The organism is Chrysanthemum yellows phytoplasma (assembly GCF_000803325.1).
In the GTDB taxonomy this organism is placed as follows: Bacteria; Bacillota_I; Bacilli_A; order Acholeplasmatales; family Acholeplasmataceae; genus Phytoplasma; species Phytoplasma asteris.
Map to the genome: position 1 here is coordinate 1 of NZ_JSWH01000092.1, position 10574 is coordinate 10574.

At 30.4% G+C, this 10574-nt stretch carries 10 protein-coding genes; 4 read left to right on the forward strand and 6 right to left on the reverse strand.

Going from position 1 to position 10574, the window contains the following annotated elements; genetic code table 11:
• Positions 1 to 175: 175 nt before the first annotated feature.
• The 4 genes from plsX to OL66_RS01720 all read left to right on the forward strand — a co-directional run bounded on the left by plsX (position 176) and on the right by OL66_RS01720 (position 3223).
• Complete coding sequence (gene plsX / locus OL66_RS01705) at positions 176 to 1291, forward strand: phosphate acyltransferase PlsX (protein ID WP_034172224.1); 1116 nt, start codon at positions 176 to 178, stop codon at positions 1289 to 1291.
• The gene (rnc, locus tag OL66_RS01710; protein WP_034172216.1) at positions 1288 to 2004 is read left to right on the forward strand and encodes a ribonuclease III; all 717 of its coding nucleotides are present in this window, start codon (positions 1288 to 1290) and stop codon (positions 2002 to 2004) included. Before plsX ends, rnc begins: the two co-directional genes overlap by 4 nt.
• Positions 2005 to 2008: 4 nt before the next feature.
• Entirely contained in the window at positions 2009 to 2629 is a 621-nt protein-coding gene (locus OL66_RS01715; RefSeq protein WP_173401683.1) for a DnaD domain protein, read from the forward strand.
• Between the two features lie 126 nt (positions 2630 to 2755).
• Entirely contained in the window at positions 2756 to 3223 is a 468-nt protein-coding gene (locus OL66_RS01720) for a hypothetical protein (protein WP_034172217.1), read from the forward strand.
• A gap of 79 nt (positions 3224 to 3302) precedes the next feature.
• Here the strand turns inward: OL66_RS01720 and OL66_RS01725 are convergent, their stop codons facing one another.
• The 6 genes from OL66_RS01725 to dnaX all read right to left on the reverse strand — a co-directional run bounded on the left by OL66_RS01725 (position 3303) and on the right by dnaX (position 9751).
• Positions 3303 to 4925, reverse strand: coding sequence for a CTP synthase (locus OL66_RS01725; protein WP_034172218.1), 1623 nt, complete (start codon positions 4923 to 4925; stop codon positions 3303 to 3305).
• 4 nt (positions 4926 to 4929) lie between these two features.
• Entirely contained in the window at positions 4930 to 5916 is a 987-nt protein-coding gene (locus OL66_RS01730) for a phosphatidylserine decarboxylase (protein WP_034172219.1), read from the reverse strand.
• Between the two features lie 12 nt (positions 5917 to 5928).
• Positions 5929 to 6663: a CDP-alcohol phosphatidyltransferase family protein gene (locus tag OL66_RS01735; RefSeq protein WP_034172220.1), complete on the reverse strand. Its 735-nt coding sequence runs from the start codon at positions 6661 to 6663 to the stop codon at positions 5929 to 5931.
• Positions 6664 to 6838: 175 nt separating this feature from the next.
• The gene (gene rpoE / locus OL66_RS01740) at positions 6839 to 7348 is read right to left on the reverse strand and encodes a DNA-directed RNA polymerase subunit delta (RefSeq protein ID WP_034172221.1); all 510 of its coding nucleotides are present in this window, start codon (positions 7346 to 7348) and stop codon (positions 6839 to 6841) included.
• A 123-nt stretch (positions 7349 to 7471) separates the two neighbouring features.
• Positions 7472 to 7756 (reverse strand): YbaB/EbfC family nucleoid-associated protein, encoded by a 285-nt coding sequence (locus OL66_RS01745; RefSeq protein WP_034172222.1) that lies wholly within the window; start codon positions 7754 to 7756, stop codon positions 7472 to 7474.
• A gap of 12 nt (positions 7757 to 7768) precedes the next feature.
• On the reverse strand, positions 7769 to 9751 hold the full coding sequence (gene dnaX / locus OL66_RS01750) for a DNA polymerase III subunit gamma/tau (protein WP_034172223.1): 1983 nt from the start codon (positions 9749 to 9751) through the stop codon (positions 7769 to 7771).
• Between the last annotated feature and the right edge of the window lie 823 nt (positions 9752 to 10574).

Here is a 10574-nt window from a genome sequence, read left to right on the forward strand (position 1 = left end):
GCCCTATTTTTATTTTTTGCCTCTATATTTCGATTTGGTAAAAATAAAATACTTTTTAATGAACCCCAAACTTAAAAAACCTCAAACGTTTTATTTACTAACAAAACAATTTAATCTAAAAAACAAAAACAAAATCAAATTTCAAAAAAAATACACAAAAGAAAGGAGCTTTTTTATGATTAAAATAGCAATAGATGCCATGGGAGGCGATTTTGCCCCATTAGAAATTGTCAAAGGAACCTTGCTTGCCTTAAATAAAAATAAAGAACTTCACGTCGTTTTATATGGCAATCAAAAATTAATAACTCCACTTATTGAAAAAACTCCTTTTTTTGGCAACAACCAAATTACTATCAAACACACCCCTTATTTTTTAAGATCAGCCGACAAAAATATAAGAGACCAATTAAAAGCCACTCCCAACGCTTCTTTATTTTTAGCGCTTGAAGCAGCCAAACAAGATGAGGTTCAAGGAGTAGTTTCGGCAGGCGCTACCCAAATTTTGGTCTTAGCAAGTCATCTTATTCTTAAAAAAATGCCTTTAATGCAAAGAATTGCCATTGCCCCTATGTTTAATTCCTTTGATAATCGAACAAGAATTTTGTTAGATGCAGGCGCTAACACCGAACTAAAACCCCAGCATTTGCACACTTTTGCAAATTATGCCACCATTATTGCCAAAGAAATTTTAGAAATTCCAAATCCCCAAATAAAACTACTTAACATCGGAACAGAGCCTACCAAAGGAAGAGCTTTGGAACTTGAAACTTACCAACTTTTATCCCAAGACTCCAATCTTAATTTTGGCGGTAACGAAGAACCTCAAAACCTTCTTACTACTTCAGCAGACATTTTATTAAGTGATGGATTTACTGCCAACATCGCCTTAAAAACTTATGAAGGCACAATTCTTAATTTCATGAACCACTTAAAAACTATCCTTACTAAAAATCTTATCAAAAAAATGGCCACTAAAACTTTATTTAAAAAACCACTACAACAATTAAAAAACCAACTAGACCCACGCCAAATTGGAGGAGCTATGCTTTTAGGACTTAACAAAATTGTCATTAAAGCTCACGGCTCTTCCCAAGCTTACGCTTTTTGCCAAGCTATTTTACAAGCTCAAAAACTAATTAAAGCCCAAGTAAATCAAAAAATTGCTCATTCCTTAGAAAGTGCAAAAAACAAAGAAACCCAAAGTAAACAAACATCAACAACAAACACAGCTCCCAAAACCTCTGAAACTCCCAAAAATTCTGAAACCACCAAAGAAAGCCAACCCCTATGAAAAACATCCAAACTCTTTTTCAAACCCTCAATATCACTCCCCAAAACCTTGCCCTTTACAAACAAGCTCTTACCCACAGCTCTTATTCTAACGAACAAAACCCACCCCAAGAAGACAACGAAAGACTTGAATTTTTAGGAGATGCCATCGTAGGCTTACTTATGGCTGACTATCTTTATTCCCAATCCAAAGAAGACGAAGGCATTATGACTAAAAAAAGAGCTCAAGCGGTGTGTGAAAGGTCACTTACCATCTACGCTCAAAACATTGAATTGCAAAATTATCTTCTTTTAGGCAAAGGCGAAAAAAACAAAGATTTTAATGCTAAAAGTATTATGGCAGATACTTTTGAAGCCTTATTTGGTGCTATTTATCTTGATTTAGGATATTTGACAGCCAAAAAAGTTTTTCATAATATTGTCTTACCTCACTTAGCCAAAACTATCTATATTATTGATTTTAAAACTCAATTACAAGAAATAGTTCAGTCAGAAAAAAAAACTATCCAATATAAAATAGTCCAAGAGCAAGGACCTGCTCATTCTAAAAATTTTGTAGTAGAAGTTTATTTAGAAAAAAATCTTTTAGGAACAGGTGAAGGCAGCACTAAAAAAGCCGCTGAGCAAAAAGCAGCCCAACAAGCATTATCAAAAGTTGCCAAGCCCAAAGACCTACTCAACAACAAAGGCGGCAAAGAAAAGGAGCTTCAATAATAATATGGTTATGTTTCAAAAAATTTACGAAGATGGTTTTTTACAAGTAGAAAAAATGTTAATTCAAGAATACCAAAAATTAGGATTAACCTACCCTGAACTAACTATTTTGCTATTCTTACTAGATTTTTCCAAAAAACGCGTCTTTTCGTCCAACGCCTTAGCCAAAAAAGCAGGAATCACTAAAAAAGAAGTAGAACATATTTTAGAACAATTAATGTCAAAGGATTTTTTTGACCTTTCCCAAGAAACTAAAAACCATAAAATTATTGAAGTTTTTTCACTACACCCCACTTTTGCCAAGCTAGAAAAAATCTATCAAGACCAAATTCGCGAATCCAAACGCCAAAACCAACTTACCTTAATCCAACAAACTATTGAATATTTAGAACACAACAAAGGACAAACTCTTACATCTAACGAATTAGACTTAGTTAGAAATTGGTATCAAGACCAAGAATTTAGTCATGAAGAAATTAAAAACACAATTGAAGAAGCTCTTTGTGTTAAAAAAACCTCTGTTTTTTACATCAACACTTTGCTTGGCAAAAAGAAATTTTTGACAGTTATACCCGATGAAAAAGCAGACAAAGCCTTAGCAAAACTTTTTAAAAAAATAAAATAACACTCAGTTTGGGCAAACAAAAAGTCAAGCTTACTCTTTTTATGTGTTATAATTACTTATGTAATTATTTTTTTAGTATTTCAATTATTTTATTTATGAAAAATAACTAGTAAAGGAATTAAAAAGATGAAATTTTTAGCAACTAAACGAGGAAAAATGATTACTGGCATTATTTTTATTACTGTTACTCTTTATGTAGGTTTAGGTTTTTATATTTCTTTTAATCCTGTTAACTGGCTTTCTCCTAAAAAAGTTTGGGCAAAACAAGCAGCTCAAAATTTGTATAATTCAGTTGAAAAGTTAACAAAAGAAGAAAATAAAGGCAATGTTAATTCCAAACTTGCCAGCATTAAAACTAATTTAGAAGCAGTAAATAAAAACGTAATTGCATATTATAAAGAATCAACTAGCAATGAATACGAAGTAGTAAAAGACCTATACGAAAAAATTGTTAAAGCAAAAGACGATTCTTATGATTATTTAAAAAAAAACGATAATAAAGCAGATGATACAATTTTTTCAAATATAAAAAAATTATTTAAAAACGATAATGCCAAAAACCTCCAAGAAAAAGTTAATAATTTAACCAAATAAAAACACCCTTATTAAGGGTGTTTTTTATTATACATATAAAAAAAACTACCTTAAAAAGGTAGTTTTTTTCATTTATAAATTATTTATTTTTTTGATTTAATAAAGACGCTTCAACAAACCCTTTAAATAAAGGATGTGGTTTTAATGGTCTTGACAAAAACTCAGGATGAAATTGTACTGCAATAAACCAAGGATGGCTTTTTAACTCAATAATTTCACAAAGCTTTTGTTCTTGATTTATTCCAGAAACAACAAAATCATTATTTTTTTCAAATAAAGCAACATAATGAGGATTCATCTCAAAACGATGACGATGTCTTTCATAAATTATTTCTTGATTATAAATAGCTTTACTTTTGGTGTTGGCTTTAAGATGGCACGGATAAGAACCTAATCGCAGGGTTCCTCCTAAATTGCTGTCAACTATTTTTTTAGTAATTACAGGATGCGGCGTCTTTTCGTCAACTTCCAAAGAATTGGCACCTTGTAAATGTAGCACATTGCGGGCATATTCAATAACTGCTAACTGCATACCTAGACAAATCCCAAAGAAAGGAATATTGTTAGTTCTTGCATAATTAATGGCTAAAATTTTGCCTTCAATAGCGCGATTGCCAAAACCATAAGGAACTAAAATACCATCATAGTCTTCAAGCAAAGAAGAAATATTGTCTGGCGTTACTTTTTCAGCATCTATCCATTTAATTTCCAGTTTACAATTATATTGATAAGAAGCATGTTTAAGAGCTTCTATGATTGATAAATAAGCATCATGTAAAACAATGTATTTACCCACTAGAGCAATGACTACTTTTTTTTCTAAATTTTGGATGCGTGTAATTAGTTGTTGCCAGGCTTGCAAATCGGCGTTTGAAAAATTAGTAAGTTTTAAATGTTGTAAAATAAAATCATCGATTCCTTGATGATGCAAGTTAAGAATCATTTGATATAAAATATCAACATCTAAGGCTTCAAAAATAGCTTGTGGATTGATGTCACATAAAGCAGCAATTTTATTTTTGGTTTCTTGGTTGATAGGAACTTCACTACGTAAGACCAAAATTTGAGGTTGTATTCCTAAAGCACGCAATTCTTTAACGCTGTGTTGGGTAGGTTTTGTTTTGATTTCTTGAGCTTTTTTTAAATAAGGAACTAAAGTGGTATGAAGATACAAAACATTGTGATAACCAAAATCAAAGCGCACTTGTCTGATGGCTTCTAAAAAAGGCGATGATTCAATGTCTCCTACGGTGCCTCCAATTTCTACAATAACAACATCTGATTTGTGAAAAAGAGCAGCATCAATTAGTTTTTGTTTGATTTCTTCAGTGATGTGTGGAATAACTTGAACGGTTTTACCTAAGTATTTGCCTTCGCGTTCTTTATTGATCACACTTTGATAAATTTGCCCTGCAGTGACATTTGACTTTTTGCTCATGTTTTCATCTAAAAATCTTTCATAATGACCCAAATCAAGATCAGTTTCAGCGCCATCATCAGTGACAAAGACCTCACCGTGTTGATAAGGGCTCATTGTTCCAGGATCAATATTAATATAAGGATCTAGTTTTTGAATACTTACTTTAAGACCTCTATTTTTTAAAATTTGTCCAATAGAAGCAGCAGTGATGCCTTTTCCTAGGCTTGAAACGACTCCTCCAGTAATAAAAATAAATTTGGTTTTTAAATCTTTATTATTCAAGTTTTTATACTTCGCTTTCTTTATGATTGGCTTGTGTGGTGCAATTGGAGTTTTGATTTGATTTTGGTTGGGGTGTAATGGGTTCAGAGAAGGATTTATAAGTGATTGGATGGGGCTTTGTAGGAGTTATTTTTTTACCAATAACAGTTAAAATAGGGATTTGGGTTTCATATCTTTTTTGGGTGTGTTCTAAAATACGAGGATCAAATGAAACTATATTTTTTTTAACTAAGATAATAATAGTTGAACCTCCTGTATCAAAATAGCCTTTTTCTTGACCTTTTGAAAACGTTTGCAAAGGATGATTTTGGATTTTTCCTACCAATGTGGCTCCTACTTCTATTTGAACTATTTTACCAAAATTTTTGGTTTGTAAGATACTATATTCGCGAGTGTTTGTTTTAAACACATCAAAACTTTCAAAGGCAATGGGATTTACTGTATGTAATTTTCCTTTGATTTTGCAAGGAAACATTTGAAAAAAACCTTCGTCTACAAAAAGATAACGGTGATAATCATGGGGTTCTAAGCGGAAAATAAGCAAATAGCCTTCCTCGTATTCTTGAGCTAATGTGGGATTTTGCAACAAATCAACTAAACTGTAATTGGTTTCTTTGATGCAATAGAGTGCTTTTTTGGTGATAGGATAAATGCTTAATTTGGATTCACAAGGACTGATAAAAGCAAAGTTGTCTTGAGGAATAGCAAGTTCTTTGTATTTTCTTGTAAAAAAATCATTATAAGAACTAAATTTTTGTTTTTCAAATAAGCTTAAATCAATTTGGTGTTGTTCGATGATTTTCAAAGCGTATTGGCGTGACCAAGGAGAATAAAAATACAGATTAACTAACCAAGAAATAGGTTTAGTGATCAAAATTTTGAGAAGGCATCTTTTCCAAAAGTTTTTTTCTAAGTTTGTGTATAAAAATTTTTGCAGGCGACTTGCTGGGTCTTGACAAATAATTTTTCCTTCTAAATTAACTATTTTCATATTGTAAATCGCTCACTTTGTAATTGCCATTGGTAACAAATATTTTAATAAGATTTTAAGCAACATAAATAGGATAAAATTTAGTGCTAATAATAAAATAATTGTTATTGTAGTTTGGGCTTTTGGCTTGGGGAAATGGATTTTTTTACAAAGAAATAAAAAAGTTAAAAGTAATATGCAGGCAAAATGAAACCAAAAAAAAGTAGGTCTTTGTTCGATAAATCCTAAACTTTTGAAATCCCAAGTTTTGCAAATAAACTTAGCTAAAAATAAAAAAGGAAATAAAATAGCAGCTGCAGTTACGGGCAAACCTGTAAAATAAGAAGGGCTTTGAGAGTCGTATTTTTGGGTTTCAGCTAAAACATTATAATAAGCAAGTCTAATTAAGGCTGCCAAAAGATAAAAGCCCCAAACTAGCCAAACAAGTGCAAATAGCCAAAATTCTTCTTTTAGGGTTGAAGTTTCACCTTTGAAACTCAAAGAATAGTTAATAAAAATAGGAAGGACGCCAAAGCTTATTATATCGGCTAAAGAATCAATTTGAATGCCATAGCTTTTTTCTGTATGACTGCGATTTTTTTTGGTTCGGCTTACCACACCATCAAACATATCACAAACGCCTGATATTAATAGGCAGATTAAAGCAGAAGTGTATTTGCCGCAAGCACCAAAGCCAATGCCACAAAAACCACTCATTAAATTTAGGTAAGTTAAATAAGTTGTATAATTGTAAAAACCTAAAAACATATTATTTAACCTCGTTTTACTAATGTTTTTTCTTAAACCATTTTTGGTTGTTTAGAGTTGGGGGAAATAAAAAAGGAAAAATCCCTTATCAATCAAGAATAAAGGATATTAATGAACTTAAAAAACTTGATAATTATTGATTGGTTGTTTGTAAATGCAAATTGTAAAGTAGTAATTATTTTTCATAAAGATGTTCGTATTCTTCTTCTAATGGATCTTCATAATCATCTTTGTCTTCTAAAACAATATCATCTTCAATTTTGTCATCGTCTTTGTTTTGTTCTTCTGAAGGTTTGTCTTCTAAATCAAGCAAATCATCTTGTAGAGGGTCAGTTTGGACAGTGTCTTTGTCAGAAAGGAAATCCTCAAAATCTAATTCTTGTAAATTAGTATCTTCGTCTAGAGGTTCGTCGTTTGAAATTTGAGTTTTTTCAAAAAAATCTTTATCCCAAAAAAGTTTATTATTTTCTTTAATAATTAATTGATTGTCTTCACAAAAAACAAATTTTCCGCTCAAAGCGATGTCTAAATAAAGCTGATTAGCTACATTGGGGTTGTTATTTGGGATTTGGTGTTTTTGCAATGTTTGTTTTAATAAATCATAGACTGAAACAGGATTGTGATGTTTTTTCATAATGTCATAAGCAGTTTCCAAAAGTGATTTTGGAGTTTTGGTTTTTTTCATAAAATACCTCCTTTTAATGTAATAATGTTTGGGATTTGGGAAATAATGATAAGTGATAAAATAAAAAGAAAAGAAAAGGGCTAAATAAAATAAAGAAATGCAAAATATGGGGGGGTAAAAATTTTAGAATTCTATCAAATATCCAGATGCTTTTTGCATGAGTTCTTTGGATTTTCTTTCTAACTTTTTTAAAGCAGCATTAAAAGCCAACAAAACGCTTTCTTGGAGAATTGCTTTGCTGTGAATTTGAGAAATAATAACATCTACGACTTGTTTGGTGCCTTGTAAAACAATTTCTACATCCCCTGCTTTGCCAATAAATTCTTGTAATTCTAATTGTTGTTGGGCGTTTTCAATTGCTTCTTGCATTTTTTTTAATTTTTCAAACATATTAGATTGTGTTTTCATAATTTTTTGCTCCTAGTTAATTATTTCTACTATATCTTTACCAAAAAAATCATAAGCTAGTTGGATAATAGCAGGCTTGGTTGGTTGGGTCGCTTTGATTTGATATAAGTCAAGATCAAAATTGCAAGTAGCTGTGAATTTTGCAATTGATGCCTGGTTTGGATGAGGATGATTTTTGTTGTAAAAAGTTTCTAAGGCTTGCCAATCTTGTTTTAAAAAAGCAATGTAGTCTGTAATTGCAAAAGTGTCGTTATTCAAAATTTCTAAAGCTTTTTGTTTGATGTTTTTTTGTAAAACAAGTTCAAAGGCATCTTCATCTTCAAAAACTAAAATCATTTGTTGGGATTGACTCAAAGCAACTATTTTTCCTCTATCCAAAATTTCGGATACATTTTTATAATAACTGTGAGTAGAATAGCGATTTTTTAAATTTGTCCAAAAATTTGTTATTGTGTTTTTGGTTGGCTCGTCTTGATTAGATAAAATATTAATTGCAAATGATATCAAATCACAAAGAGAAGAATTGGAAAAATAAGGGTTTTTTTTTGTTGGGGATTTGGTTTCTTGTGAGTTTTGGGAAGGCAAGTTATTTTGTTGAGTCAATTCGGAGGTAGTAGAATTGTTAGGTGTTTTTTGTGAAAAATTATTTTGAGACTGTAAATCTTGGACTGGATGCAGATATTCTGTTTTTGGTGCTTTTGGTGGTTTTTCGTTTGCTATTGACGCAAGTTTAGTTAGTTTGATTTTTTCTGTTTTGTCAAAGGTTTTTTTTTCTGTATTGTTTTGGGTAAGCTTTGTTGGTTCATAATTTTCTTTGGCATTTGTTTCATCTAATGCAAGTGATGCTTGCTCATTATTGTAAATATTTGTTTTATTTGTTACAAATTGTTGGGTTTCTTGTAAATTGGCTTGAAATTGAAAAGAATGTAGAGAGCATATTTGCAAAAAGGCAATTTCTACCAAAGATTTTTTTTGATCGCTTTTTTTGAGGTCTTGTTGTAATTTAATTAAGATTCTTAAAAAATGATCAATGTGGTTTGTTTCTTCAAGCAATAATATTTTTTGGTCTTGGGAAAGTGGCGATGTTTTGGAATCTTTTTTATTTTTGGCATTCCAAATTAAATAATCTTTGATAGCATCAATTAAATCTAAAATTAAAAGGTCGATGTTTTTGCCTGAATCAATTACTTTGTGCAAAAGTTGCAATGCTTTGATCGCTTCTTTTTTTAGTAGATTTTGGAACATTTTTTTGATAATGCTGGCAGACACCGTACCTTTAATATTTGCAACATCTTCTGAAGTAATCAAATTATTTTGATAAGCGCTTACCTGATCTAACAAACTAAGGGCGTTTCGCATTCCACCTTCCGAATGGCAAGCAATGCTTTTGATGGCATCTTCAGTGATAAACATATTTTCCAAAGCAGCAATTTTGGTTAATTGTGCAGTGATGTTTTTGAGGTTCAAATTTTCAAAGGCAAAACTTTGGGCGCGCGAAAAAATGGTGTCAGGGATTTTATAAATTTCGGTAGTAATCAAGATGAAAACTACATGTTCGGGCGGTTCTTCTAAAATTTTTAACAAAGCGTTAAAAGCGTTTGGCGTAAGGACGTGAACTTCGTCAATAATATAGACTTTGTATTTGCCTGTGTGAGCTTTGTATTGGGCTTTATCCTGTAATTCTCTGATTTCGTCAACCCCATTATAAGAAGCGCCATCAATTTCTGTGATGTCTGTGTTTGCTTTGGTAAAGTTTTGGCAATAATGACAAGAAAAACACACATCTCCTTGATTGGGCAACAAGCAATTAATGGCTTTGGCAAAAATTTTGGCTAAAGTAGTTTTTCCAGTACCTTTGTTGCCGCTAAAAAGATAACAATGATTAATTTTTTGGTATCTGATGGCATTTTTTAAAGTTTGGATAATAATTTCTTGACCGACAACATCTGCAAAAGTTTGTGGTCTGTATTTTCTGTATAAAACTAAATAAGACACTAAAAACTCCTTTGATTAAATTATGCCCAAACCACAACAATACATCTAGATAAATTAGAACATAAATAATTTTTTATATACAAAAAAATCTCCTAAATATTATAACATATTATTAGATGAAAATAGAAGTTTATTTTGCAAATTTGCAAATGAATTATTTGTTTATTGTAATTAAAAATATTGATCTATTCTATGGTTAGAATACGATTAGATTGAATTAATTTTACATTTATTATTTTTGTATTTTTTTCCCTTTGCGTCATAATAAATAAGAGTTCCATCTTTCAATTCTTTTTTATTCATTTTGCCATTCTTTTTATAAAATTCTATTTGCCCATTTTTGCGGTTTATTTTTTCTATTGTCTCGCATTTTCTGAAAAATACTTTGTCGCCATTTTTATTTTCTATATCGCCATTGTTTTGAACAAAATATTTTTCACCATTTTGAGTATATATTTTTTCTATTTCTTTGGTTTTGCTAAAAACAATATACTCGATAACTGATTAAAATTATAAAAGCTATTTGTCTATAAATAAAATAATTAACATAATAAATAATAATCTAAAATAAACTAAATTGCTTATGACTTTATTATAACCCAAAAAATATCAAAATAATAATTTATAATCGTTTTAAAATAAAATTAATTCCCACCCATAAAGAAAAAATAAAAGCCAAAAAGACATAAAAAATGGTTAAAATAACGAATTATATTGTTGTTTTTTTTGATAAAATATAGTTAATAACGTTTATCAAGCGACGTTTAAATATTAAATATAAATCAACGACCTAATATACAAAAGACAAATTATCTAATTATTT

Excerpts from the sequence above, each read along its gene's own strand:
- OL66_RS01720 (WP_034172217.1), top strand. The coding sequence starts at position 2,756 with ATGAAATTTTTAGCAACTAAACGAGGAAAAATGATTACTGGCATTATT.
- rnc (WP_034172216.1), top strand. The coding sequence starts at position 1,288 with ATGAAAAACATCCAAACTCTTTTTCAAACCCTCAATATCACTCCCCAA.
- OL66_RS01745 (WP_034172222.1), bottom strand. The coding sequence starts at position 7,756 with ATGAAAACACAATCTAATATGTTTGAAAAATTAAAAAAAATGCAAGAA.
- rpoE (WP_034172221.1), bottom strand. The coding sequence starts at position 7,348 with ATGAAAAAAACCAAAACTCCAAAATCACTTTTGGAAACTGCTTATGAC.
- OL66_RS01730 (WP_034172219.1), bottom strand. The coding sequence starts at position 5,916 with ATGAAAATAGTTAATTTAGAAGGAAAAATTATTTGTCAAGACCCAGCA.
- OL66_RS01715 (WP_173401683.1), top strand. The coding sequence starts at position 2,009 with ATGGTTATGTTTCAAAAAATTTACGAAGATGGTTTTTTACAAGTAGAA.
- OL66_RS01735 (WP_034172220.1), bottom strand. The coding sequence starts at position 6,663 with ATGTTTTTAGGTTTTTACAATTATACAACTTATTTAACTTACCTAAAT.
- plsX (WP_034172224.1), top strand. The coding sequence starts at position 176 with ATGATTAAAATAGCAATAGATGCCATGGGAGGCGATTTTGCCCCATTA.